The organism is Pseudoblastomonas marina (assembly GCF_014641655.1).
Lineage (GTDB): Bacteria > Pseudomonadota > Alphaproteobacteria > Sphingomonadales > Sphingomonadaceae > Alteriqipengyuania_A > Alteriqipengyuania_A marina.
In genome coordinates this window covers 1,432,335-1,456,146 of the sequence record NZ_BMID01000001.1, presented here as the reverse complement: position 1 = coordinate 1,456,146, position 23,812 = coordinate 1,432,335, and the positions used below count along the sequence as shown (strand labels likewise).

Sequence of the window (23,812 nt, the reverse complement as noted above, 5' to 3'; positions counted from 1 at the left end):
CCGACCGATGAGCATGGCCGACAAGCACAAGAAACTCGAACGCAACATCACCCTGCTGGCGGTGTGCACCTTCATCGCTGTGGCGATCGGCGGGATCGTGCAGATCACCCCGCTTTTCTACCTCGAGAACACGATCGAGAAGGTCGACGGCATGCGGCCCTATACCCCGCTCGAGCAGGCGGGCCGCGACATCTATGTTCGCGAGGGTTGCTACACCTGCCACAGCCAGATGGTCCGTCCGTTCCGCGACGAGGTCGAACGCTACGGCCATTACAGCCTCGCCGCCGAAAGCATGTACGACCACCCGTTCCAGTGGGGGTCCAAGCGGACCGGCCCGGACCTGGCCCGCGTCGGCGGAAGGTATTCCGACGAATGGCATGTCCAGCACCTCGAGGATCCGCAAAGCGTGGTGCCCGAAAGCATCATGCCGCAATACGGCTTCCTCGCCGAAAACCCGCTCGAGATCGGCGATCCGGCGGCCAAGCTGACCGCGCTGCGCCGCGTCGGGGTGCCTTATTCGGACGAAGATATCGGGCGGGCGATGGCCGACCTGATGTTGCAGGCCGATCCCGATGTCGCCGGCGATGTGGACGATTTCCTTGCGCGCTATCCGAAGGCCCAGGTGCGCGATTTCGATGGTGACCCCGACCGCATCACCGAGATGGATGCGCTGGTCGCCTACCTCCAGATGTTGGGCACGCTGATCGATGTCGATAGCGCCGCCGCGCAGGAAGAGCTCGCGCAGGAGAAGGGTCGATGAGCTTCTACGACACCCTGCGCCACTTCGCCGACAGCTACGGCCTAGTCGTAATGCTGCTCATCTTCTTGGCATTGTGCGCCTGGCCCTTCCGGCCCGGTTCGAAGAACCGCAATCGCGCCGCGGCGCGCTCCATTTTCAAGGATGGTATCGATGGAGAATAAGCGCATCGATGAACCGACCGGCACAGAAACGGTCGGCCACGAATGGGACGGGATCGAGGAACTCGACACGCCGATGCCCCGCTGGTGGCTGTGGACGTTCTATCTCACGATCCTGTTCTCGGTCGGCTATGTGATAGCCTATCCGGCCTGGCCGCTGGTCGACAAGGCGACTGCGGGCGTGCTCGGTTGGTCGAGCCGCGGCGAGTTGGCCAAGGAAATCGATGCGGCCGACTTGGCGCGGGAAAGCGTCCGCGAAGCGCTGGCGCGCGTCCCGATCGAGCGCCTGCCCGAAGACAGCGCCCTGATGGCGCAGGCGGTCGCGGGCGGCCGGGCGGCCTTCAAGGTCAATTGCAGCCAGTGCCACGGCTCGGGCGCGGCGGGCAGCCAGGAACTCGGCTATCCCAACCTCAACGACGACGACTGGTTGTGGGGCGGCGATCTCAAGGCGATCGAATACACGCTGACCCACGGCATCCGGCAGGCCGGCCACGACGAGACCCGCACGAGCCAGATGCCCCCGTTCGCGGGAGCTTTCGACCCGGCCCAGCTAGACGCGCTGGTTTCGCATGTCCTGTCGCTCAGCGGGAAGGGCCAAACGAGCCCTGCCGGTGCCCAGCTCTATGCCGATACCTGCGTGGCCTGCCACGGCGCGTCGGGCGAAGGCGATCGTGCGGTCGGTGCGCCGCGCCTGAACGATGCCATCTGGCTTCGCGGCAGCAGCCGGGAAGCGATCATGCGCCAGATCCTCAACCCGCGCATGGGCATGATGCCGAAGTGGGAAGGGCGGCTCGACCCGGTCACCATCAAGATGCTGGCAGCATACGTCCACTCGCTCGGTGGGGGGGAGGACTTCGTCGAAGTCGCCGAGGATCCCGAGGTCGAGGTAGATGAACAACCCTGACCATCCCGGCGGCAAGGCCGAGCGCGACCGTTCGGTCGTCGTGGAGGACGGTCTCGCCAAGACCAACGAGCCCGTCAGCAGCGCGGTAGCCGAACCGGGTGCGGCCGCGCGTCGCCACGAGCCGCACGAGCCGCCGCGCCAGCACCTGCAGGAAAAGCTCTACAAGCCGCGCGAACCGGTCCACAACAAGCGGATCGACGGCCCCTTCCGCCGGTTCAAGTGGTTCGTGATGCTGGTGACGCTCGGCATCTATTACGTCACGCCGTGGCTGCGCTGGGACCGCGGGCCCTATGCGCCCGACCAGGCGGTGCTGGTCGATATGGCCAATCGCCGCTTCTACATGTTCGGGATCGAGATCTGGCCGCACGAATTCTACTTCGTCGCAGGCTTGCTGATCATGGCCGGGATCGGCCTGTTCCTCGTCACCAGTGCGGTGGGTCGCGCGTGGTGCGGCTATGCCTGCCCGCAGACGGTCTGGACCGACCTTTACCAGCATGTCGACCGGCTGATCGACGGCGACCGCAATGCGCGCATCCGGCTCGACCGCGCCCCATGGACCTGGGGCAAGGTCTTCCGCCGTGGCTTCAAGTGGACGATCTATGCGCTGATCGGCCTGATCACCGGCGGCGCCTGGATCCTCTATTTCGCCGACGCGCCGACGCTGTTCCGCGATTTTTTCGCCGGCGAGGCGGCACCGATCGCCTACGTCACGGTCGCTATCCTGACGCTGACCACGGTGACGCTCGGCGGGTTCATGCGCGAGCAGGTGTGCATCTACATGTGCCCTTGGCCGCGCATCCAGAGCGCGATGCTCGACGAGAAGTCGCTGATCGTCACCTACAAGGACTGGCGCGGCGAACCGCGCGGCAGCCTCAAGAAGGCGAAGAAGCAGCCCGAGGCATTCGGCGATTGCATCGATTGCATGCAATGCGTGCAGGTCTGCCCGACCGGGATCGACATCCGCGAAGGTCCGCAGATCGGCTGCATCACCTGCGCGCTGTGCATCGACGCCTGCGACAAGGTGATGGCCGAGATCGGCCGTCCGCGCGGGCTGATCGATTACGCCACGCTCGAGGATTGTGAGCGCGAGGCCAAGGGCGAGACCCCGCGTTCGCCCTGGCGCACGCTGCTGCGACCGCGCACGGTGGCCTACTCGCTGATCTGGGGCAGCATCGGGCTGGCGCTCCTCTTCCTGCTCGGGGTGCGCAGCCATACCGAGTTGACGGTCTCTCCCGATCGCAACCCGCCCTTCATGCTGATGAGCGACGGCTCGGTGCGCAATTCCTACACCCTTAAGCTGCGCAACATGGAGAGCCGCCCGCGCGATATGGAACTCTCGATCGAGGATCTGCCCGGCGCGCTCATGTGGTCCGACACTATCCGCCGTGCCGATGCAGCGTCCGCGCAGACCGTCACCGTGCCGGCCGACCAGACGCAAACGGTGCGCGCTTATGTCATGGTGCCGGCAGGCACGCCGGCGCGGGACTTCACGTTCCGGGTCACGTCGCAGGACGAACAACGCGAGACAGATGCCGTCGAGACTCGCTTCTCGGCCCCGGGAGACGACCAATGAGGCAGCAATTCACCGGCAGGCACATGGCGGCGATCCTCGTCGGCGGTTTCGGGATCGTGATGGCGGTCAATTTCTACATGGCGTCGCTCGCCACCCAGGGCTTCGGCGGGGTGGTGGTCGAGAATTCCTATGTCGCCAGCCAGAAGTTCAACGGCTGGCTCGAAGAGGCCCGCGCGCAGGACGAACTCGGCTGGTCGGCGGATGTTTCGCGCGATGCCGAAGGACGCCTGCGCGCGACCGTCGCGGGGGTTCCGGTCGGGGCCGAGATAGCCGCCCGACTGCGCCGCCCGCTGGGCCAGCCTGGGACACGTGAGGTCGTCCTGCTCGGTGAGGGCGGCGGGGCCTATGGATCGGCCGAGGCGATACCCGCCGGTCGCTGGATCGTGCGCGTGACGATCAGTTCGGGCGCCGATCGCTGGACCCGCGAACTGCGTCTCGAATGAACGCGCCCGTCGCCATCGATGCGCCTCGAACAGACGATCTGCTCGACACGCGCTTCACCGTGCCGGGGATGCGCTGTGCCGGCTGTATCGCCAAGATCGAGCGCGGATTGAACGAACTCGAGGGGGTCGCGAACGCCCGCGTCAATTTCTCCGCCAAGCGGGTCGCGGTGCAACACGATCCGCGCCTCGACGAGGAGAGCCTGGTCGAGGAGCTGCGCCGCCTGGGCTTCGAGGCGCAGGCGCTCGCGGAAAACCCACTGGCGCAGGACGATAGCGAAGCGAAGGCGCTGCTCCGAGCGCTCGCGGTCGCCGGCTTCGGCATGATGAACATCATGCTACTCTCGGTGAGCGTCTGGTCGGGGGCGGGCGGGGTGACGCGCGAGCTGTTCCACTGGCTCTCGGCGCTGATCGCGATCCCGGTGATCGCCTATTCGGGGCGCCCGTTCTTCGCCTCGGCGGCGATGGCGCTGCGCTACCGCCGGACCAACATGGACGTGCCGATTTCGATTGGCGTGTTGCTCGCGACGGGCCTCAGTATCCACGAGACGCTCTCCGGGGGCGAGCATGCCTATTTCGACAGCGCGGTGATGTTGCTGTTCTTCCTCCTCGCAGGCCGCGCGCTCGACGCGACGATGCGCAACCGAACCCGCGCCGGCATCAAGGCGCTGCTGGGGCGGATGGGGCGCAGCGCGGGCGTGGTGCAGGCGGACGGATCGATCGCCCGGCTCGACGCGGATAGGCTCGAATCGGGTATGGTGATGCTCGTGGCGGCGGGCGAGGCGCTCGCCGCCGACGGTGTCGTCGAGCAGGGCAGGGGGGCGATCGATAATTCGCTGCTCACCGGGGAAAGCGTGCCCGTTCCGGTCGGCGAGGGAGCCGACGTCCATGCCGGGGCGACCAACCTGCTCGATCCGATCCGCGTCCGCATCACCGCCACCGGCAGCGATACCGCGATTGCCGAGATCGCCCGGCTGATGGACGAGGCGGGCCAGTCGCGCAGCCGCTATGTCCGGATCGCCGATCGCGCCTCGCGCCTCTACGCCCCCGCGGTCCATTCGCTCGCGGCGCTGGCCTTCGTGGGATGGATGATCGCGGGCGCGGGATGGCACCAGTCGCTCGTGATCGCGATCGCGGTGCTGATCATCACCTGTCCCTGTGCGATGGGGCTCGCGGTCCCGGCGGCGCAGGTCGTCGCCTCGGGCGCGCTCATCCGCAGGGGCCTGCTGGTCAAGGACGGCAGTGCGCTCGAACGGCTTGCCGAAGTCGATACGGTCGTCTTCGACAAGACCGGCACGCTGACGCTGGGGGAACTGCGGGCCGAGGTGGATGCGCTCGACGCCGAGCAGCAATCGGTTGCGCTCGCGCTGGCCCAGGCCAGTCGCCACCCGCTCAGCGTGGGACTGGCAAGGACATTGGCCGAGCGCGATGTCCGGCCCGCCGAGGTCACCGCCATCGTCGAGCGTGGGGGCCAAGGCATGTCGGGCCGCCACGGCGATCAAGCGGTGGCATTGCAGAAGCCCGAAGGCGCGGGCGCCGTCCCCGCGGTCGACCTTCGGATCGGCGATCGGGTCGCCTCCATCGCCTTCGCCGATCGCCTGCGCAGCGATGCCGGCGATGCGGTGGCCCGCCTGCGAGTGCTGGGGCTCGACCCCTCCATCATCTCCGGCGACGGTGACCGGGCCGTGGCCGAGATCGCATCGGGGCTGGGAATCGCCGGGAGCGGCGCGATCGACCCGGCCGGCAAGCTCGCCACACTCGAGGCAATGAAAGCCGAAGGGCGACGCCCCCTGATGGTGGGCGACGGGCTCAATGACGGACCGGCGCTCTCCGCGGCGCATGCCTCGATCGCTCCGGGCACTGCCAGCGACGTCAGCCAGCAGGCGGCCGACGCGGTCTTCATCGGCGAGCGGCTGATGCCCGTGGCGCTGGCCGTTCAGGTAGCGCGGCGCACGATGGCGGTGGTGCGGCAGAATTTCGGGTTTGCGATCGGCTACAACGTCCTCGCCGTCCCGCTGGCGCTGGCGGGCCTGGTCACGCCGCTGATCGCCGCGATCGCCATGTCGCTGAGCTCGCTGGTGGTCGTCGGAAATTCGCTGCGACTGGCGCGCGCGGCTAAGGACGACGTGGCATGAGCGTGCTCGCCTATCTCATCCCGATCGCGCTCGGGATGGGGGCGCTCGGCCTCGCCTTCTTCTTCTGGGCGATGCGCGACGGTCAGTTCGAGGATCTCGACGGCGCGGCCAATCGCATCCTCATCGACGAGGACGAGGGCGAGAACGTCGGCGAGGAGGAAACCTCGTGAATGCGTTCTATCCGGCGCTCGTGGTGCTCCTGCCTGCTTTGCTCGGCCCCCTGCCGGCCGAGAAAGACCGGATTTCCTTCGCGCCTTGCGGCAGCGACGAGGTGGTGACGATCGAAATTCCCCGCGAGGCCCCCAGGCCGGTGAAGGACGCTCCGTGCCACGCCAAGGCATGTCACGCGGCCTGCAACCGCAAGCAATTTGATCCAGCGCAATGACTGAGGTCCACGCCTCGCCCAAAGCGAGGGGCATGTGGACCTATCATCCCGACCTGCTCGCTACGCCGGTGCCGCGCTACACCAGCTATCCCACCGCCGCCGAATTCGGCGCGCTCGGCACCCACGACTACCGCCAGGCGCTCGAAACCGTCTCGGGCGACGTATCGCTCTACCTCCACATCCCCTTCTGCGAGAAGATCTGCTTCTATTGCGGCTGCAACACCGGGGCGGCGGGACGACGGCACCGGCTCGAATCCTATCTCGCCGCGCTGCACCGCGAGATCGAGACCGTCGCTGCGCTGCTTCCCGCCGGTACGAGGGTAGGGCGGGTCGCGTTCGGCGGTGGCAGCCCGAATGCCATCGCGCCAAGCGACTTCATGCACCTGGTCGAGGCGCTGGCGACCCGGTTCGACCTCACCGATCCGGTCTATTCGATCGAGCTCGATCCGCGCACGATGACCCGCGAATGGGCGTCGACCCTCGAGACCGTGGGCGTCGAACGCGCCAGCCTCGGCGTGCAGACCTTCGCCGCGCATTGCCAGCAGCGGATCGGGCGGGTCCAGTCGGAGGACCTGATCGTCCGGACCACCGACTGGCTGCGCGAAGCGGGCGTGAGCTCGCTCAATTTCGATCTGATGTACGGCCTGCCGGGCCAGTCGCGCGAAGACCTGCTCGACAGCCTTCATCGGACGCGCGTGCTCGGGGCCGACCGGATCGCCCTGTTCGGTTATGCGCACGTCCCGCATATCGTGCCGCGCCAGCGGGCGATCGATGCGAGCGACATGCCCGACCAGGCCGAGCGCTTCGAAATGGCGGCGTTCGGCTACGGCTATCTCGTCACCCACGGTTACACGCCCGTCGGCTTCGATCACTTCGCCTTGCCCGGCGGCGACCCGCTCGCGCATGCGGCCCTTTCTGGGCAGCTCCGCCGCAATTTCCAGGGCTTCACCGAAGACGACGCCCCCAACCTCGTGGGGCTCGGCGCGTCGGCTATCAGTCTATTTCCGCATTTGCTGGCGCAGAACGAAAAGAACAGCGGTCGCTACCGGATGCGCGCGGGCGCAGGGAGGTTATGCGCCGACAGGGGCATCCACCGTTCGCCCGAGGAGCGCCTTCGCGGCGATACGATCGAGGCGCTGCTGTGTCGCGGCGAAGCCCGATTGCCGCCATGCCTGCTGAACGAGGTGCGGGGTGGGCTTGAGCCTTTCATCGATCGCGGCCTCGTGTCGTTGCACGACGACCGCCTGACCATCGAACCCGACGGGCTGCCCTATGCGCGCACCGTCGCCGCATTGTTCGACCCGCATCGCAAGATGTCCCAGCGCCGCTTCAGTTCGGCGGTCTAGCAAACAGGGAGACTGACACATGCCGCTCTGGTTCTTTCCCGCCCTGATGGGCGTCCTCGCCGTGATCAGCCTGGTGGCAGGCATCTGGCTGCTACTGCATCTGCAGGATCTGGCTGCGACCTTTTCCGGGCGTGCCGATGGCGAGATGGTTCGTGGTCCCGGCAAACGCCGCGCATCGAAAGGGAGCGTGTGGCTGGCACTTATCGCCTTCAATGCGGGGTGGATCGGCTGCCTGCTGATCTGGATGCTCGTCATCGGCGGCGAGGCCAATACGGTGACCGACGCCGCCGCGTGAGGCGTTGCCGGGTTCGTGCACTTGCTGACGGCGAGGCAACACATCCGGGCGAAAGATGGATCGAAATGCGCTCTTGCAGGTGTTACGGCGCCCGCAATCGTCGCATTCCCCCTCCATTTGCCCCGAAAGTCCGCCATGCCCGCCTCGCCGTTTCGCCGGTTCGACAAGATCCACAATGTCCGCGATTTCGGCGGGTTCGAAAGCGCCGGGGGCGGCAGGGTGAAGCGCGACCTGCTATGGCGGGCAGGGCACCAGGCCGATGCCAGCGATGCCGATCTCGAAGCCTTGGATGCACTCGCGCTGGCGCATGTCGTCGACCTGCGGGGAACCAGGGAGCGCGCCAAGTGGCCGAGCCGCCGGTCCGAGCGCTTCGATGCCCAAGTGATCGCCTTCGAAGGCGAAACCGCCGGGCTTGCGCCGCACATGGAAGCGGTAAAGGGCGCGCTCGACGTCGACAGCGCGCGGCAGGCGATGATCGACCTCTACGCCGCACTGCCCGAGCGCGAAGGTTTGAACGCGGTCATCCCGCGCTATTTCGCCGCGCTCGCCGAAGGGAAGGGCGCGAGCCTCGTCCATTGCGCGGCGGGCAAGGACCGCACCGGGATCGCCTGCGACCTCGTGCTCCATGCGCTCGGCGTCCATCCCGACGACCGGATGCAGGATTACCTGCTGACCAATTCGGCGCCCGACAACGAGGAACGGATCGCGCACGGCCTGTCGATGGTGGGGGAGAAATACGGCATGCGCGATGCGGAAGCGGGGCGCGTGATCATGGGCGTCGAACCCGCCTTCCTCGAGGCCGCGCGCGCCTCGCTGGTCGAAGCCGAAGGCTCGATCGACGCCTATCTCGAACGCCGCTGGGGCGTCGACGAGGAAATGAAGGCGAAAATGCGGGGACACCTCTGCGAATAAGTCGGATGCGGATTTGCGCATGAGGCCGCGCGCAACTATCTCGGCCCTTCACACGAAATCGACGGGTAGTCATGGCAGTTCACAAGACCAAAATGCTTATTATCGGCTCGGGCCCGGCGGGGCTTTCGGCCGCGATCTACGGCGCGCGCGCAGGGATGGAGCCGATCGTCGTCCAGGGCATCCAGCCCGGTGGCCAGCTGACCATCACCACCGATGTCGAGAACTACCCCGGCTTTCGCGACGTGATCCAGGGCCCGTGGCTGATGCAGGAAATGCAGGCGCAGGCCGAACATGTCGGCACGCGGATGATGTGGGACACGATCACCGAGGTCGTCACCGACCAGGGCAGCCCGTTCCGCGCGATCGGCGATGGCGGCGACGAATATGTCGGCGACACGCTGGTGATCGCCACCGGCGCGCAGGCGAAATGGCTGTCGGTGCCGGGCGAGGCCGAACTGGGCGGCAAGGGCGTCTCGGCCTGCGCGACCTGCGACGGGTTCTTCTATCGCGGCAAGAAGGTCGCGGTGATCGGCGGCGGCAACACCGCGGTCGAGGAAGCGCTCTACCTCACCAACCATTCGGACGACGTCACGCTGATCCACCGCCGCGACGAGCTGCGGAGCGAGAAAATCCTGCAGGATCGCCTGTTCGCCAACGACAAGATCACCCCGCTGTGGAACAAGACGGTCGAGCGGTTCGAGGGCGGCGACAAGCTCACGCACCTCGTCCTGCGCGACACGCAGACGGGCGAGGAATCGACACTCGAGGTCGACGGTGCCTTCGTCGCGATCGGCCATGCGCCCGCGACCGAGCTGTTCAAGGACAAGCTGCCGATGGACGAGAGCGGCTATTTGCTGGTCGAGCCCGGCACGCCCAAGACCGCGATCCCCGGCATCTTCGCCTGCGGCGACGTGATGGACCATACCTATCGCCAGGCGGTGACCGCGGCGGGGACCGGCTGCATGGCGGCGCTCGATGCCGAGCGTTTCCTCGCAACCGCGGAATTCAGCGCGAAGGAAGCGGCGGAATAATCCGTTATTCTTCCAGAAGCTTGGCGAGCCTTTCTTCGAGCCATTCGAGACTCTTTGGCTCGATAAAGGCGTGCGATGCGTCGTCGCAAACGGCAATCCGTCGATCGAATTTGGGCCAGCTGCCGCGGAATTGCTGACCGGTCCGGTCGCGCCCGGCGATCAGGATCGACACCGGGCCCTCGAACCGAGCCAACCCCGTGCGCAGATCGTCGACCAGACCGGAGGGCTTCGGGGCGGGGCGGAGCATGGCGAGAAGCGATTTCACCACCGCGCCGAACTTCACCTCGCCGCGCAGAACGCGCTTGATCGCCGAACCGCTCTTGAGGCGCCGGCGATAATGCGCGCGTAGCGTTTGCGGGTTGGTCTCGGGCGCTTCATCGTCCTCGAACGTCCACGGATTCGCCAGCGCGAGCGCATCGGCACCTCCACCGCCTTCGAGCATCAGCAGGCTCGCGGCGTCACAATTCCCGTACGCGACGATCCGCTCGACCGATGGGGCCTCGGTGCGGAACGCGGCGAGGGCGGTGGCGAGATCGTCCCCCGCGCCGCGATAGCCGCGATTCTCGCCCTCGCTGTCGCCGATACCGCGCCGGTCGTAGCGAAACACCGGAAACCCGCGCGCCGCGATCCGCGTTGCGAGCGCGGCCTGGATTCCTGCCGGGCCCGAGCGGATCTCGTTCCCGCCACCGACGATGAGCAGGCCGACAGGGCGTGGACCTTCGTCGAGTGTGGCGAGACACGCGTCATCGCCGACCGTGAAGGAGAGGTGCCGCCGGGTCATGCGGTCAGCTCCCTCGCAACGATGGCCGCGAGCGCATCGGCCTGTTCGGGCGCGTCGCCGGGTTCGGCGCGCAGCCACATCCCGCCGCCGCCGACCGCGTCGCGGTCGATCGTCGCAAGACCCGGTCGGACGGGTACGTGGCGCTGGGTGAGAGCCGCGATCATCGATGCCCCCAACCGGTATCCGGCGAGATCGATTCCATCCCGCAGCCCACGCTCGAGCAGCACCGTGGCGTTTTCCTCGCGCCCCGCTTCGCGCGCGGCGATGGTGCGGCTGCGCAGCATCCGGTTGAGCGTCTGCGCACCGGCGACCGGCGCATAGAGCAAGCCGGGGAGGTCGACGGGAACGAACATCGCGCCCCCGCGCACGCCGAGGACATGGGTGGCGCGGAAGTGCTCCGCGGCGGCGCTCGCGGCGCCCTGCCAGCCCTCCGCATCCTGCCGGTCGAGTTCTGCAGTGCTCTCGTTCGTCCCGGGCAGGTCGATCAGGAAGCTGTCGATGTCGGCGCGATCGAGCCGACGCATCGTCTCGACGAGGAGACGGCGCATCTTGTTCATCTCGTCGAACAGCGGCGGGACGATGAGCAGCCGGCTGGTGCGGGCGCGGTCGATGGCAAAGGTGTATTCCGGGGGGGGGGCCCCGGTTGCGGCATAGCGCGCGATCAAGCCGCCGCCGCGCATTTGGCGCGCACGAAATCGCGCAGCCCGCCGAACGTCTCGAGCATCTCGCCATCGACATCCTCGTCGTCGATCACGATCCCGAAACGATCCTCGATCTCGGTGAGCAGCGTGGCGACGGCCTGGCTGTCGAGCTCGGGCAGGTGCCCGAAGAGGCCAGTCTCGGCATCGAATGCGGCGACGCGCTCGGCGTCGAGCGCGAGGATATCGGCGAGGACCTGGCGCAGCTTGGCGCCGACGGGATCGTCGATCGCGCTTTCTATCGCATTTTCGGTGGCATGGCTGGTGGCCATCGGAGCTCCCTCGGCGGCGTTGGCGGGCCTGTAACCGCCCTTTTCCCCTCCGGCAAGCCGGGCTTTCAAAGCGTTCCGCACCAGCACAGGCCAGTTGCGCCAATGGCGCGGATCATGTGCCTCGATCCGGTAGCGCGGTCGCGCACCTTCCATCCAGTCGCGCTTGTAGCCATCGTCCCCGGTGCCGAAATCGACCGTCTTCACGTGGTCCTCGTCGATCGCGTCGCGCATCATCGTCGCGGTCAGCACCGAACCCGGCGAGAGGCGCTCGGCATCGGGAAGGTGGGCGAGCTTGTGGATGTAGGCGGTGGCGTGCTCGACGGTCCATAGCTGCGCCGCGATCGGGCGCTCATCGGAGTCGTAGGCGAAACCGAACCGCAATCGTCCCTCCGCTGCCTCGGCTTCGGCAAAGGCGCGCCAGAAGGAGAAGGATGCCTCTTCGGGCTTCCAGCTGGCACGGTAGATGTCCTGGTAGCTGCGCCAACGAGCGTCGTCGACGAAGCGGGTGGTTTCGGTCACGACCTTCCTGCCCTTGCGCGCGATCGTGGTGCGCAGTCGCCCCGGCCGTGCCGCGAAGTAATCCTCGAAAGTGCGCCCGTCGACATCGAGCCAGTGATTGGTGTCGTCCTGCTCGCACGAGACCGACCATCCCGCGACACACAGTGCTTCGCACAGCGGTTCGACGACGCCGCTTTCGACCGGGAGGCGATCGAGCGTCAGGCGAGAGAATCGGCGCCTTAGATCTCGGGCCAGTGGCGCGATGAGCTCGGCGAGCGCATCCGGTCCGCTGGCCAGCGGCCGGGCCGTGAAGCTGTAGAAATTCGCCAGCGATCGCGAGGACCTGCCGGTGCGAGCAAGCGGCCAGACCAGGGCCCGCTCGCCGTCTACGGCGAGCGCGACGATCGGATCGATGCCGCATTCGCGCTGCAACAGCGCCCACCATTCGGGCCGATCGAACGGCGCGTGCGCCTGCGCCAGAGCGAGGGTGGCGCGCGGATCGGCTTGCAGTTTGCCGATATCGTCGAAATACTCGATTGCGACAGTCATCGCCGGTTCGAAAGGCCCCCTCAACTGCGACCCTTACCGCCATCGCGTCCGCTCGACCACCTCGCATTGATGGGCCAGCCCGACGCGCCGGCCCTGCGGCTGCGCGATCGCGTGCTGAGCTATGCCGAGCTCGAGGGCAACGTCGCGCGGCTCGCGGCGTGGCTGGCGCGGCGTGTCGAGAAGGGAGCGCGGGTGGCGAGCTGGGCGGCGAAAGGCCGGCTGACCTGCGTGATGCCGCTTGCGGCGGCGCGGGCCGGGCTCGTCCATGTGCCCATCAACCCGCTGCTCAAGCGCAGCCAGGTCGCGCACATCCTGGCCGATAGCGGGGCCGAATTGCTGGTCGGCAATCACGGTCGGCTGGTGACCCTCGAACCGGGCGATTTCGCGGGGGAGATCGTCGACGAACGGGTCGCGCTCGAGGAGGCCGACGCGCTGTCGGATGGATTGGAACCGGGCGAAGGCGCGCCGCACGACCTGGCCGCGTTGCTTTACACCAGCGGATCGACCGGGCGGCCCAAGGGCGTGATGCTCAGCCATGCCAATTTGTGGCTGGGGGCCGAAAGCGTGGCGCAATACCTCGCGCTCGAAGGGTCGGACCGGGTGCTGGGCGTGATGCCGCTGAGCTTCGATTACGGCCAGAACCAGTTGCTGTCGGCCTGGTATGCGGGGGCCAGCGTTGTGCCGCTCGATTACCTGTTCCCGCGCGACCTGATGAAGGCCGTGGAGGAGCACCGCATCACCACGCTCGGCGGAATGCCGCCGCTATGGCACCAGTTGCTGACCCTCGATTGGCCGGACGACGCCAAGGCATCGTTGCGCCGGCTCACCAATACCGGGGGCGCGATGGGCGAAGCGCTGGTGCGGCGGCTGTGTGACCAATTCCCGGACGCCGCACTGTTTTCGATGTACGGCCTGACCGAGGCCTTTCGCGCGGCCTATCTCGATCCGGCGCTGGTCGATGCGAAACCCACTTCGGTGGGCCGGGCAGTCCCGCATGCCGAACTGTTCGTGGTCGATCCTGCGGGCGAGCCGGTTGCAGCGGACGTGGAGGGCGAGTTGGTGCAATGCGGACCGCTGGTTGCACAAGGCTATTGGCAGGCGCCGGAGAAGACCGCCGAGCGCTTTCGACCGGCGCCGCGCGCATCGCAATATGGCGGGACCGCGGTATGGTCAGGGGACCGGATGCGCCGCGATGCCGACGGCGACCTGCATTTCGTCGCACGCGACGACGCGATGATCAAATCCTCGGGCAACAGGATCAGCCCGCAGGAAATCGAGGAGGCGGCGATGGGAAGCGGATTGGTACGTCAGGCGATCGCTTTCGGACTGCCCGACAAGGCACTCGGCCACCGCATCGCGCTGGTCGTTTCCGCCGATGTCGAACGAGCCGAAGAACTATCCGATATCCTGCGGAAAGAATTGCCGACTTTCATGCAGCCCCATGTCATAAAATGGCGCGATAGCCTGCCACATACGCCCAATGGGAAGCTCGACCGCAAGCGGGTCCTGGCGGAGTTGGCGTCATGAAGCCGCTCGGGCCGGTCCCCGCCGGATTTGCGGCTGTCGACGGCGAATTGGCGCTTGGCGGCGTCAAGATATCGGAGTGGCTGGCCGAGGCCGGTGACACGCCGATTTTCCTCTATTCGGGCGATATGATCGCCAAGCGGATCGAAGCTTTGCGAACCGCTCTGCCTGACAGGATCGAGCTAAATTATGCCGTAAAGGCAAACCCTTGGCCGCCTCTTCTCGAATTCATCGAACCGCTGGTCGATGGGTTCGATATCGCTTCGGCAGGCGAATGGCTGCTGCTCGACGAGGCCGGGATTGCCGCGCGCCGCACCAGTTTTGCCGGACCGGGAAAGCGCGACGAGGAATTGCGTACGGCAATCGAGGCCGGGGTCACGCTCAATTGCGAAAGCGCGGGCGAGGCCGACCGCGCGCTGGCGATCGGAGAACGCCTCGGGCGCGCGCCGCGCTTGGCGATCCGCGTCAATCCCGATTTCGAGCTGCGCGGCTCGGGGATGAAGATGTCGGGCGGGGCGAAGGTCTTCGGGGTCGATGCGGACAAGGCGGCGGGGCTGGCGCGGCGCGTTGTCGATGCCGGGGTCGACTGGCAGGGGTTTCACATCTTCGCCGGGAGCCAGTCGCTCGACGCCGACGCGATTTCCGAAGCACAGCGCAATACGATCGATCTCGCGCGTCGGCTGGCGAACGAGGCCGGGATCACGCTGCCCAAGCTCAATCTCGGCGGCGGATTCGGCATCCCGTATTTCGCGGGGGACGAGCCGCTCGATCTGTACGCGGTGGGCGAGAAGCTGCACGAGATCGCCGCGGCGGACGTGCTTCCGGGCACGCGGTTGGTACTCGAGCTCGGACGTTACCTCGTCGGGCAGGCCGGGGTGTACCTGACGCGGGTCGTCGACCGGAAGGAAAGCCAGGGCGAGACCTTCCTCATCATCGATGGCGGGCTCCATCACCAGCTCGCCGCGAGCGGCAATTTCGGCGCGGTGGTCAAGCGCAACTATCCGATCGCCGTGGCGCACCGGGTCGACGCCGAGCCTGAGGAAGTGGTCAATATCTGCGGCTGCCTCTGCACACCGCTCGACCGGCTGGCGACGCAGGCGCATCTCCCGCGGGCCGAGGTCGGCGATCCGATCGCGATCTTCTGCGCAGGGGCTTACGGAGCCACCGCCAGCCCGATGCACTTTCTCGGGCATGGCCCCGCGCGCGAAATGCTCGTATAAGCGTCCCGAAACGGGACTGGATCGCAGAATCACAGGGAATCCAAGCGTTAGGCCACCCAAGGCTAACGCTATGTTCACCATTTTCCGCGATAGCCCACATACAGAAAACCCGGCCTGCGGCCCGTTCGCTCTCGGCGTGCGTGCGGCAAGGTATCGGAAAACAAGGTGTAAGCGATGACGATCCGAACCCGAGTAGCCGCGCTGTTCGCACTCTTGCTTGCCCCGCTCGCGCTCGGCGCGTGCAGCGGGACTTCGGGCGCTCCCGAGCTGCCGCCAGCGCGTTTCGTCGCCTTGCAGGAGGGGCCGGGCGAGGAATATGTCATCGGCCCGCTCGACGAGCTGACGATTTTCGTCTGGCGCAACGAGGAGCTCGGCGCGAAGGTCCAGGTCCGTCCGGACGGGCGCATCACGACCCCGCTCATCCAGGACATGCCTGCGGTCGGCAAGACCCCGACCATGCTGGCCGAGGACATCAAGCTGGCGCTGTCCCAATATATCGACGAGCCGCTGGTTTCGGTTATCGTCAACAAGTTCGCCGGCACCTTCAGCCAGCAGATCCGCATCGTCGGCGCGACCGAGAAACCCGCCTCGATCCCCTATCGCGCGAACATGACCGTGCTCGACGCGATGATCGCGGTCGGCGGCCTGTCCGAATATGCCAGCGGCAACAAGGCCAAGCTTATCCGCTTCGACAAGACCGCCGGCACCCAGCGCGAATATTCGCTGCGCCTGTCGGACCTGCTCAAGGACGGCGACAGCAGCGCCAACGTGCTGCTGATGCCGGGCGACGTCATCATCATCCCCGAAAGCGCGTTCTGAGGGCGCCCCGGGTGAACGGCCAGGAACCATGAACGGCATGTCCTCCATCTACGACGAGTTGCGCGCGGCTGCGTTCACCGTCTGGCGCCGCAAGTGGCTCGCGCTCGCGGTGGCGTGGGGCACGTGCACGCTCGGCTGGATCCTCGTCGCGCTGGTCCCCAACAGTTACGAATCGCGCAGCCGCATCCTCGTCCAGCTCGAAGACCCGCTCGCGCAGCAGGTCGGGATCGGGGTCCAGGACCGCCGCCGCGAAATCGATCGCGTGCGCCAGACGCTGACCGGTGCGCTCAATCTCGAGAAGGTGGTGCGTTCAACCCGGCTCGGGGACGACGTGAACAGTGCGCGCGAGATGGAAAGCGCCGTCCTCGCCCTGTCGAACAACATCGAGGTATCGAGCGAGCAGGACAATTTGTTCGTCATCACGGGGCAAAGTGGCGACAGCAGCCTCTCCGATTCCGAAAACGCATTGCTGGCGCAGGATATCGTCCAGAAGATGATCGATATCTTCCGCGAGGAAAACCTCGCCGGTGGCCGCGGCGAACTGACCGAGACGCTGGCCTTCATGGACCAGCAGCTGGAAGAGCGCTCGAAAGAGCTCGAAGCGGCAGAACAGCGCCGTCTCGCGTTCGAATCCTCCAACCCCGAGTTCGCGCTCGGCGGCGGTGCCCTCGTCCAGCGGCTCGAAGCGGCGCGGTCGCAATTGCGTGCGGTCGAAGCCGATCTCGCTGCGGCGCAGAGCGCGCTCAGCGCGATTAACGCACAGCTCGCCTCGACGCCGCGCCGGATCGTTGGCGGCGGGGCGGACAATTCGATCGCCGGTTCGGTCGCCCGGGCCAAGGCCGATCTCGCCGCGATGCGGGCCCGGGGTCTGACCGACAATCATCCCGACGTGATCGCCCAGAAGAACCAGATCGCGAGCATGGAAGCGCAGGCGCGGGCCGCCGGCGGTGGGGGCGCCCAGGGCCAGCTCAACCCGGCCTATTCGACGCTCGAATCGCTTCGCGCCGACCGGCAGGCCAGCGTGCTCGCATTGCAGACGCGCAAGGCCGGGCTGCAGGCCGAAGTCGCTGACCTCTCGTCCAAGCAGTTCAGCAACCCGCAGCTCGCCGCGGAGGCGCAACGCATCGGGCGCGATTACGATGTGCTCAAGGACCAGTACGACAAGCTCCTGCGCGACCGCGAGGAACTGCGCCTGCGCGGGCAGGTCGAGACCGAGCGCAGCGCGGTGAAATTCCAGGTCATCGACCCGCCGACGACGCCCGTTTCGCCCGCCGCGCCCAATCGTCCGCTGCTGTTGATCGGCGTCTTGATTGCCGGGATCGGTGCCGGGATCGCAGCAGCCTTCGTGATCGGCCAGCTTCGCTCGACTTTCGCCACCACCGCGCAGCTCGAGAAATCGCTCGGCCTGCCGGTGCTCGGGGCGATCACCCATACCTGGACGCAGTCGGGCCGCGCGTTGCGCGCCAAGCGGCTCAAGCTCTTCTACGCCGGCAGCGGTGCGCTCGCCGGGGTCTGCGTGCTGCTGCTTGCGGCCGAGTTCATCCAGCGTGGCATGGTGGCGTGAGGGAGAAGGACGACATGAACGACCAGACCCCCATTCGCCAGGGCGAGGCGCGCGACGAGAAGCCGCGCGACAAGGCACAGCCCTCGCTGCTCGAGCGCGCTTCGGCGCGGTTCGGTTTCGACGGCTTCGCCTCGCCCAAATTGCCCGATATCCCGGTGCCCGACAAGCGGCGGCACCCCGCACGACCGGCCGCCGCACCGGCCGCCGCACCGGCCGCCTCTGCTTCCGACGAAGCGCCTGCAACCAAGGACGATGCGCCGCGCAACGAGCGCGCGCCGATCGGACCGCCGCTGGTCTTCTCGGGCAAGCCGCAAGCGCTCGATCGCGACCTGCTCCACGAAACCGGGATGATCGTGCCTGACGGTTCGGTCAGCGCGCTGCTCGAGGAATTCCGGATCGTGAAGCGCGAGCTGTTCGCGAAATCGACGATGTTGCGCGGCAGCGACGATCCCAGGCTTCGCAACAAGGCCAACCGGGTGCTCATTTCCTCCCCGCTGCCGGGTGAGGGCAAGACCTATTGCGCGACCAATCTCGCGCTCGCCATTGCGGCCGAGAAGGAAAGCGAAGTGCTTCTCGTCGATGCCGATTTCGCCAAGCCCTCGGTGCTTTCGACCCTCGGCCTCGAGGGTGGGCCCGGCTTGATGGACGCGCTGGTCGATCGCGACATGAATATCGCCGACTGCGTCATTCCGACCGACCTGCCGGGGCTCAACGTGCTTCCCGCCGGGCGCAGCACTGGATCGGACACCGAATACCTGACCACGCGCCACGCGCGCGAAACGATCGAAAGCCTGGGCCGTGGTGCGGCGCAAAGGATCGTGATTTTCGACAGCCCACCCGCTTTGGCGGCTTCGCCTGCGGCCGAGCTCGCCAAGCTGGTCGGACAGACGCTGGTGGTGTGCCGGGCCGATACGACCGGTCGCAGCGCCCTTGAAGACACCGTTTCGCTGCTGTCGGGCTGCAAGGATATCGAATTGTTGCTGAACGCCGTCCAGTTCAGCCCTTCGGGCCGTCGTTTCGGTTCCTACTACGGATACGAGGTGTGACCATGCGTATCGTACCCCTGCTTTCGGGCGCCGTAGCACTGGCCGCGATCACCGCGACGCCGCTTCAGGCGCAAGCGATCGGCGCGGAAAGTGTGGTCGACGAGGACACCGGCACCGACGATGATATCTCCGCCTCCACGCGGCGCGGACCGCGTTATTCGATCACGCCCTATATCGAGGCCCAGCAGGTCGCGCTGTTCCAGATCCGTCCCGGCGACGACGTCGCGACCTATTCGGTGCTCGCCGCCGGAGTCGACATGACCGCCGCGGCCCGCCGCGTGCAGGGCGGGCTGTCGCTGCGCTACGAGCGCCGCATCCAGTGGGACGACGACATCGGCGATAGCGACACGGTGAGCGGGATCGGTCGCGTGGCCGTCGCGGTCGTGCCCGATACGCTCCAGATCGAGGCCGGCGGCCTCGCCACCCGCACGCGGACGGACGGTGCCGCCTTTCCCGGACAGCTCGATATCGGCGACAGCGTCAGCCAGGTCTATTCGGTCTATGCCGGTCCCAGCGTCCAGACCCGGGTCGGCGACGTGACCGCGCAGGCTTCCTATCGCGCGGGCCACAGCAAGGTCGAAGCGCCGAACGCGATCGTTTCGGCGACCACCGGCGACCGCGTCGACCTGTTCGACGAGAGCACCACCCACCAGGCGACCGCGCGGGTCGCGTCGGCTCCCGGCGGGGTCCTCCCCGTGGGCGTCGGCGTCGGCGGCTCCTATTACCGCGAGGACGTCTCCAATCTCGACCAGCGGGTCGAGGACATCCGGCTGCGCGCCGACGTAACGCTCCCGGTTTCGCCCACGCTCGCCTTCGTCGCTGGGGTCGGATACGAGGATGTCGAGGTCTCCGGACGCGACGCCTTGCGCGATGCTGCCGGCGATCCCGTGATCGGGCCCGACGGGCGTTTCGTCACCGATCCCGCTTCGCCGCGCATCCTCGCCTACGATGTCGAGGGCGTGATCTACGATGCAGGGGTCCTCTGGCGCCCGAGCCGACGGACCGCGCTGCAGGCGACGATCGGCAAGAAATACGGCACGCTCAGCTTGACCGGCAGCTTCAGCTGGCAGCCGACCTCGCGCACCTCGCTCAATGTCGGGGTCTACGACACGGTCACCGGCTTCGGCGGCAGCCTCGTCAATTCGCTCGCCTCGCTGCCGACCGATTTCGGGGTGATCCGCAACCCGGTCACCGGCGAACTGTCGGGCTGCGTGATCGGTACCGAGGGCGGCAATTGCGTGAGCGGGGCCTTCGGCAATTTGCGCGCCGCGGCCTATCGCGCGCGGGGCGTATCGGCCGGTTACAATGTCGATCTCGGCACCGCTCAGGCCGGGATCGCCGCGGGCTACGAGCGGCGCGAGCTGATCGGATCGCAGGGAACGGTGTTCGCCGACCTCGATGGCCTGATCGACGAGACCTATTTCACCACTGCCTATCTCGGCGGCAAGATCGATCGCCGGTCGGGCTATTCCACCAACGCCTATCTCTCGCTGTTCGATGCGGCAGATCAGGCCGGTGGTGGCCTGAATGGTGCAATCGGCGCACAGGCAGCCTATTATCGCGAGCTGATCGACAACCTTTCCGCCACGGCGGCGGTCGGGATCGACGGCGTCGAGCTGGAAGACGCGGTCGATGTCTGGACCGCCTCGGCACGGCTCGGCCTGCGTTATTCGTTCTGATCCAGGGGCATTGAAGCATGTACGAAGAATATTACGGCCTCAAAGCGCGCCCCTTCGCGCTCGCGCCCGATCCCGATTTCTACTTCGAGAGCGTGACGCACAAGAAGGCGCTGTCCTATCTCGGCTACGGGCTGTCGCAGGGCGAGGGCTTCGTTGTCGTCACCGGCGAAATCGGGTCGGGCAAGTCGACGCTGGTCGCGCACTTGATGAAGAAGATCGACCCGGCGCGGCTGACCGCGGCGCAGATCGTCACCACCTCGCTCGAGGACAAGGACCTGCTGTCAGTGGTCGCCAATGCCTTCGGGATCGACCTGCCGAGCGGGGACAAGCCGCGTGCGCTGGGCGCGATCGAGGCGTTCCTGCATGACGAGGCGCGTGAAGGCCGCCGCTGCCTGCTGATCGTTGACGAGGCGCAGAACCTTTCGATCGGCGCGCTCGAGGAATTGCGCATGCTGTCGAACTTCCAGCTCGGCGCGCATCCGCTGCTGCAGACGCTGCTGCTCGGCCAGCCCGAGTTTCGGCAGAAGATCGAGGCCCAGAGCCTCGAGCAATTGCGCCAGCGCGTGATCGCCTCGCACCACCTGACGCCGATGGGCGAGGACGAGGTCGAGGAATACGTGCTCCACCGCCTGCGGGTGGTCGGCTGGGAAGGGCGGCCCGAAATCACCGACGATGTCTTCCCCGCGCTCTACCAGGCGAGCGAGGGCGTTCCGCGCCGGATCAACCAGATCTGCCAGCGCCTGCTGCTCGCCGCGTCGGTCGAGGAAACCGACACGATCGACCTCGACATGTTCGATCGCGTGCTCGACGAGATGGAGAGCGAAGGCCATTCGGCGGTCGAGGATCACGCCGAACGCCAGGAAAAGCCCGTCCATGCCCCGACCAAGGTCGAAAAGGCCGCTGCGGCCGAAGCCTCTTCTGTGCGAGGGGCGAACACGCAGGACGTGCTGCACCAGCTGGCCGAACGGCTCGCCTCGCTGACCGCGGCACCGGCGGAAAACGGGGCGGGTCGCGACCACGAGGCGCGCGAGGCGATCGCGCGGATCGAGGCAAAACTGGAGCAGCTCGGCGCGGAAGCCGATCCCGACGCCGCGCGCGCCATCGCCACGCTCGAAGCGCGCTGTGCGGCACTCGAGGAAGCGAATGACCGCCTGTCCGAGCGCCTGACCGAGCAGGAGCAGACGCTCCGCCATACGCTCACCATGCTGATCGAATGGATCGAAGGCGGTGAAGATTCGCGCAAGATCGCCTGATCGCGATATAGGCTGAGCCATGGACACGCCGCGCCACTCTCCGACCGGGCCGACCAACGGACTTTCCGTCGACGTCGAGGAGTGGTTTCAGGTCGGCGCGTTCGAGAACGTGATCGATCGCGGCGACTGGGGCGAAATCGGCGACCGGGTCGAACGCAATGTCGACGCGATCCTCGAAATGTTCGACGAGGCCGAGGTCAAGGCGACCTTCTTCACGCTGGGCTGGGTCGCTAAGCGGCATCCGGCCGTCATGCGCCGGATCGCCGAACACGGCCACGAGATCGCCAGCCACGGCTGGGATCATGCGCGCGTTTTCACGCTGACCAAGGAAGAATTCGCCGAGGACCTGAAACGGACCAAGGCCGTGCTCGAGGACGCGACCGGGTTTGCGGTGACCGGCTACCGCGCGCCAAGCTTCTCGATCGATGCGCGCACCCCGTGGGCCTACATGGTGCTGGCCGAACAGGGCTACGCCTACAGTTCCTCGGTCGCGCCGGTGGTGCACGATCACTATGGCTGGCGCGAGGCCCCGCGCTTCGCCTTCCGCCCGCTGGCCTATTCGAACCTCGTCGAGATCCCCGTCACGACCGCCGAATTCGCCGGGCGACGCCTCGCCGCGGGTGGCGGCGGCTTCTTTCGAGTGCTGCCCTATGCCTTTTCGCGCTGGGCGATCCGCCAGGTCAACCGGCGCGAGAACCGCCCCGCGGTCTTCTACTTCCACCCGTGGGAAATCGATCCGGGCCAGCCGCGGCTCGAGGGCGCACCGCTCAAATCGAAGCTGCGCCACTACACCAATCTCGACAAGATGGGCGACAAGCTGCGCCAGCTGGTGCGCGAATTTCACTGGGGACGGATGGACGTGCTCGCCGCGCGCGAGGCCGGGCGCGCGACCGACCTGGCGGCGTGACCATGCCGTTCGCCGCCGATAGCTGCGCGCTCCGGATCGCCGATCCGGACGATGCGGCCGCCGCGCGTTTCGTGGCCGATCATCCTGCCGCACAGCTGTTCCACCGCCCTGCCTGGTCGCGGGCGGTCGAGGCCGCGACCGGACACCGCGCCGAGGTGCTGGTGGCCGAAGATGCACAGGGCGTCGCGGGGGTCGTGCCGTTCAACATTATCCACTCGCCGGTCTTCGGACGCATGATCGCCGCCTCTGGCTTCGGGGTCGGGGGCGGTGTGCTGCTGCGCGCGGACGCGCGCCCGGCGCCGTTCTTCGCCGCGCTCGAGGAGCTGGCGCTTCGCGAAAACTGCCCGACGGTCGAATTGCGCGGCGGTGCCATGCCGCAAACGCGCGCCGGCTGGTCGATCCGCACCGACAGCCATGCCAATTTCGCACGCGACCTCGCCGCCGACGAAGAGGCCGAACTGCTCGCCATCCCGCGCAAGCAGCGCGCCGAAATCCGCAAGGGATTGAAGCAGGACTTCGCGATCGAGATCGGCAGCGGACGGCGCGAGCGCGATGCGCATTACGCGGTCTATGCGACCAGCGTCCGCAATCTCGGTACGCCGGTCTTCCCGCGCGCGCTCTTCGAAGAGATGCTCGACCGCTTCGGCGACGATGCCGATATCCTCACCGTCCGGCACCAGGACGAGCCGGTCGCCAGCGTGCTGAGCTTCTACCATCGCGGCACGGTCATGCCCTATTGGGGGGGCGGGACCTGGGCAGCCCGGAACCTGCGTGCCAACGAACGAATGTATTTCGAGCTGATGCGGCATGCCCGGAGCCGCGGCTGTACACGCTTCGATTTCGGTCGCTCGAAGACCGGCAGCGGGCCCTTCGCGTTCAAGAAGAACTGGGGGTTTGAGCCCGAACCGCTGTCCTACGCCAGCTGGACCGCGCCGGGTGCCGAACGCCGCGATGCCGATCCGACGAGCGAGAAGCACGGGCTCGCGATCCGGTTGTGGCGGAAGCTACCGCTCCCCGTGGCGAACCGGATCGGTCCGTGGATCGCCACCGGGCTGGCCTGACG

The 23,812-nt window shown here is 67.0% G+C and carries 24 protein-coding genes and 1 pseudogene; 21 read left to right on the top strand and 4 right to left on the bottom strand.

All coding sequences use genetic code 11. The features are described 5' to 3' along the window. The first annotated feature begins 7 nt into the window (after positions 1–7). The 12 genes from ccoO (at position 8) to trxB (ending at position 9,939) form a co-directional block, all read left to right on the top strand. A complete protein-coding gene (gene ccoO, locus IEW49_RS07030) occupies positions 8–760 on the top strand; it encodes a cytochrome-c oxidase, cbb3-type subunit II (RefSeq protein WP_188642008.1) in 753 nt (250 codons plus the stop codon). Next, positions 757–921, top strand: a complete 165-nt coding sequence (locus IEW49_RS07025; RefSeq protein WP_188642007.1) for a cbb3-type cytochrome c oxidase subunit 3 — start codon at positions 757–759, stop codon at positions 919–921. Before ccoO ends, IEW49_RS07025 begins: the two co-directional genes overlap by 4 nt. Further along, complete coding sequence (gene ccoP / locus IEW49_RS07020; protein ID WP_188642006.1) at positions 911–1,822, top strand: cytochrome-c oxidase, cbb3-type subunit III; 912 nt, start codon at positions 911–913, stop codon at positions 1,820–1,822. Before IEW49_RS07025 ends, ccoP begins: the two co-directional genes overlap by 11 nt. Further along, positions 1,809–3,395: a cytochrome c oxidase accessory protein CcoG gene (gene ccoG, locus IEW49_RS07015; RefSeq protein WP_188642005.1), complete on the top strand. Its 1,587-nt coding sequence runs from the start codon at positions 1,809–1,811 to the stop codon at positions 3,393–3,395. The genes ccoP and ccoG overlap by 14 nt, the downstream gene beginning before the upstream one ends. Beyond that, on the top strand, positions 3,392–3,838 hold the full coding sequence (locus IEW49_RS07010; RefSeq protein WP_188642004.1) for a FixH family protein: 447 nt from the start codon (positions 3,392–3,394) through the stop codon (positions 3,836–3,838). Before ccoG ends, IEW49_RS07010 begins: the two co-directional genes overlap by 4 nt. Then, a complete protein-coding gene (locus IEW49_RS07005; protein WP_188642003.1) occupies positions 3,835–5,970 on the top strand; it encodes a heavy metal translocating P-type ATPase in 2,136 nt (711 codons plus the stop codon). Before IEW49_RS07010 ends, IEW49_RS07005 begins: the two co-directional genes overlap by 4 nt. Beyond that, positions 5,967–6,140, top strand: a complete 174-nt coding sequence (gene ccoS / locus IEW49_RS07000) for a cbb3-type cytochrome oxidase assembly protein CcoS (protein ID WP_188642002.1) — start codon at positions 5,967–5,969, stop codon at positions 6,138–6,140. Before IEW49_RS07005 ends, ccoS begins: the two co-directional genes overlap by 4 nt. Beyond that, positions 6,137–6,355, top strand: a complete 219-nt coding sequence (locus tag IEW49_RS06995) for a hypothetical protein (protein WP_188642001.1) — start codon at positions 6,137–6,139, stop codon at positions 6,353–6,355. Before ccoS ends, IEW49_RS06995 begins: the two co-directional genes overlap by 4 nt. 32 nt (positions 6,356–6,387) lie before the next feature. Then, on the top strand, positions 6,388–7,701 hold the full coding sequence (locus IEW49_RS06990) for a radical SAM protein (RefSeq protein ID WP_188643130.1): 1,314 nt from the start codon (positions 6,388–6,390) through the stop codon (positions 7,699–7,701). A 19-nt stretch (positions 7,702–7,720) separates the two neighbouring features. Beyond that, entirely contained in the window at positions 7,721–7,996 is a 276-nt protein-coding gene (locus IEW49_RS06985; RefSeq protein ID WP_229658116.1) for a DUF2254 domain-containing protein, read from the top strand. Between the two features lie 135 nt (positions 7,997–8,131). Beyond that, entirely contained in the window at positions 8,132–8,908 is a 777-nt protein-coding gene (locus IEW49_RS06980; protein ID WP_188642000.1) for a tyrosine-protein phosphatase, read from the top strand. A gap of 71 nt (positions 8,909–8,979) precedes the next feature. Then, positions 8,980–9,939, top strand: a complete 960-nt coding sequence (gene trxB / locus IEW49_RS06975) for a thioredoxin-disulfide reductase (protein WP_188641999.1) — start codon at positions 8,980–8,982, stop codon at positions 9,937–9,939. A gap of 4 nt (positions 9,940–9,943) precedes the next feature. Here the strand turns inward: trxB and IEW49_RS06970 are convergent, their stop codons facing one another. The 4 genes and pseudogenes from IEW49_RS06970 to IEW49_RS06955 all read right to left on the bottom strand — a co-directional run. Next, complete coding sequence (locus tag IEW49_RS06970) at positions 9,944–10,720, bottom strand: hydrolase 1, exosortase A system-associated (protein WP_188641998.1); 777 nt, start codon at positions 10,718–10,720, stop codon at positions 9,944–9,946. Continuing rightward, on the bottom strand, positions 10,717–11,385 hold the full coding sequence (locus tag IEW49_RS06965; RefSeq protein WP_229658115.1) for an alpha/beta hydrolase family protein: 669 nt from the start codon (positions 11,383–11,385) through the stop codon (positions 10,717–10,719). Before IEW49_RS06965 ends, IEW49_RS06970 begins: the two co-directional genes overlap by 4 nt. After that, entirely contained in the window at positions 11,382–11,690 is a 309-nt protein-coding gene (locus IEW49_RS06960) for an acyl carrier protein (RefSeq protein WP_188643128.1), read from the bottom strand. Before IEW49_RS06960 ends, IEW49_RS06965 begins: the two co-directional genes overlap by 4 nt. A 171-nt stretch (positions 11,691–11,861) precedes the next feature. Further along, positions 11,862–12,737, bottom strand: a pseudogene (locus tag IEW49_RS06955) (GNAT family N-acetyltransferase); the annotation flags it as partial. Between the two features lie 24 nt (positions 12,738–12,761). Between IEW49_RS06955 and IEW49_RS06950 the strand changes: the two are divergent. From IEW49_RS06950 to IEW49_RS06910, 9 genes are all read left to right on the top strand, one after another. Further along, a complete protein-coding gene (locus IEW49_RS06950; protein ID WP_268235646.1) occupies positions 12,762–14,264 on the top strand; it encodes an acyl-CoA ligase (AMP-forming), exosortase A system-associated in 1,503 nt (500 codons plus the stop codon). Next, positions 14,261–15,481: a pyridoxal-dependent decarboxylase, exosortase A system-associated gene (locus IEW49_RS06945; protein ID WP_188641995.1), complete on the top strand. Its 1,221-nt coding sequence runs from the start codon at positions 14,261–14,263 to the stop codon at positions 15,479–15,481. Before IEW49_RS06950 ends, IEW49_RS06945 begins: the two co-directional genes overlap by 4 nt. 174 nt (positions 15,482–15,655) lie before the next feature. Beyond that, a complete protein-coding gene (locus IEW49_RS06940; RefSeq protein WP_188641994.1) occupies positions 15,656–16,300 on the top strand; it encodes an XrtA/PEP-CTERM system exopolysaccharide export protein in 645 nt (214 codons plus the stop codon). 37 nt (positions 16,301–16,337) lie between these two features. Continuing rightward, on the top strand, positions 16,338–17,864 hold the full coding sequence (locus tag IEW49_RS06935) for an XrtA system polysaccharide chain length determinant (protein WP_188641993.1): 1,527 nt from the start codon (positions 16,338–16,340) through the stop codon (positions 17,862–17,864). A gap of 14 nt (positions 17,865–17,878) precedes the next feature. After that, on the top strand, positions 17,879–18,910 hold the full coding sequence (locus IEW49_RS06930; RefSeq protein ID WP_188641992.1) for an AAA family ATPase: 1,032 nt from the start codon (positions 17,879–17,881) through the stop codon (positions 18,908–18,910). A gap of 2 nt (positions 18,911–18,912) precedes the next feature. Then, the gene (locus tag IEW49_RS06925; RefSeq protein WP_188641991.1) at positions 18,913–20,589 is read left to right on the top strand and encodes a preprotein translocase subunit YajC; all 1,677 of its coding nucleotides are present in this window, start codon (positions 18,913–18,915) and stop codon (positions 20,587–20,589) included. 17 nt (positions 20,590–20,606) lie between these two features. Then, positions 20,607–21,842, top strand: a complete 1,236-nt coding sequence (locus tag IEW49_RS06920) for an XrtA/PEP-CTERM system-associated ATPase (protein ID WP_188641990.1) — start codon at positions 20,607–20,609, stop codon at positions 21,840–21,842. 19 nt (positions 21,843–21,861) lie between these two features. After that, positions 21,862–22,749 (top strand): XrtA system polysaccharide deacetylase, encoded by an 888-nt coding sequence (locus tag IEW49_RS06915; protein ID WP_188641989.1) that lies wholly within the window; start codon positions 21,862–21,864, stop codon positions 22,747–22,749. Further along, on the top strand, positions 22,746–23,810 hold the full coding sequence (locus IEW49_RS06910; protein ID WP_373282483.1) for a FemAB family XrtA/PEP-CTERM system-associated protein: 1,065 nt from the start codon (positions 22,746–22,748) through the stop codon (positions 23,808–23,810). The genes IEW49_RS06915 and IEW49_RS06910 overlap by 4 nt, the downstream gene beginning before the upstream one ends. Positions 23,811–23,812: the final 2 nt, after the last annotated feature.

What these genes read in the sequence shown, in the direction of transcription:
- ccoG (WP_188642005.1), top strand. Translation starts at nt 1,809, where the DNA reads ATGAACAACCCTGACCATCCCGGCGGCAAGGCCGAGCGCGACCGTTCG.
- ccoS (WP_188642002.1), top strand. Translation starts at nt 5,967, where the DNA reads ATGAGCGTGCTCGCCTATCTCATCCCGATCGCGCTCGGGATGGGGGCG.
- IEW49_RS06935 (WP_188641993.1), top strand. Translation starts at nt 16,338, where the DNA reads ATGTCCTCCATCTACGACGAGTTGCGCGCGGCTGCGTTCACCGTCTGG.
- IEW49_RS07005 (WP_188642003.1), top strand. Translation starts at nt 3,835, where the DNA reads ATGAACGCGCCCGTCGCCATCGATGCGCCTCGAACAGACGATCTGCTC.
- trxB (WP_188641999.1), top strand. Translation starts at nt 8,980, where the DNA reads ATGGCAGTTCACAAGACCAAAATGCTTATTATCGGCTCGGGCCCGGCG.
- IEW49_RS06945 (WP_188641995.1), top strand. Translation starts at nt 14,261, where the DNA reads ATGAAGCCGCTCGGGCCGGTCCCCGCCGGATTTGCGGCTGTCGACGGC.
- IEW49_RS06985 (WP_229658116.1), top strand. Translation starts at nt 7,721, where the DNA reads ATGCCGCTCTGGTTCTTTCCCGCCCTGATGGGCGTCCTCGCCGTGATC.
- IEW49_RS06970 (WP_188641998.1), bottom strand. Translation starts at nt 10,720, where the DNA reads ATGACCCGGCGGCACCTCTCCTTCACGGTCGGCGATGACGCGTGTCTC.
- IEW49_RS06940 (WP_188641994.1), top strand. Translation starts at nt 15,656, where the DNA reads ATGACGATCCGAACCCGAGTAGCCGCGCTGTTCGCACTCTTGCTTGCC.
- IEW49_RS07010 (WP_188642004.1), top strand. Translation starts at nt 3,392, where the DNA reads ATGAGGCAGCAATTCACCGGCAGGCACATGGCGGCGATCCTCGTCGGC.
- IEW49_RS06990 (WP_188643130.1), top strand. Translation starts at nt 6,388, where the DNA reads ATGTGGACCTATCATCCCGACCTGCTCGCTACGCCGGTGCCGCGCTAC.
- IEW49_RS06980 (WP_188642000.1), top strand. Translation starts at nt 8,132, where the DNA reads ATGCCCGCCTCGCCGTTTCGCCGGTTCGACAAGATCCACAATGTCCGC.
- ccoP (WP_188642006.1), top strand. Translation starts at nt 911, where the DNA reads ATGGAGAATAAGCGCATCGATGAACCGACCGGCACAGAAACGGTCGGC.
- IEW49_RS06930 (WP_188641992.1), top strand. Translation starts at nt 17,879, where the DNA reads ATGAACGACCAGACCCCCATTCGCCAGGGCGAGGCGCGCGACGAGAAG.
- IEW49_RS06925 (WP_188641991.1), top strand. Translation starts at nt 18,913, where the DNA reads ATGCGTATCGTACCCCTGCTTTCGGGCGCCGTAGCACTGGCCGCGATC.
- IEW49_RS06920 (WP_188641990.1), top strand. Translation starts at nt 20,607, where the DNA reads ATGTACGAAGAATATTACGGCCTCAAAGCGCGCCCCTTCGCGCTCGCG.
- IEW49_RS07025 (WP_188642007.1), top strand. Translation starts at nt 757, where the DNA reads ATGAGCTTCTACGACACCCTGCGCCACTTCGCCGACAGCTACGGCCTA.
- IEW49_RS06915 (WP_188641989.1), top strand. Translation starts at nt 21,862, where the DNA reads ATGGACACGCCGCGCCACTCTCCGACCGGGCCGACCAACGGACTTTCC.
- ccoO (WP_188642008.1), top strand. Translation starts at nt 8, where the DNA reads ATGAGCATGGCCGACAAGCACAAGAAACTCGAACGCAACATCACCCTG.
- IEW49_RS06960 (WP_188643128.1), bottom strand. Translation starts at nt 11,690, where the DNA reads ATGGCCACCAGCCATGCCACCGAAAATGCGATAGAAAGCGCGATCGAC.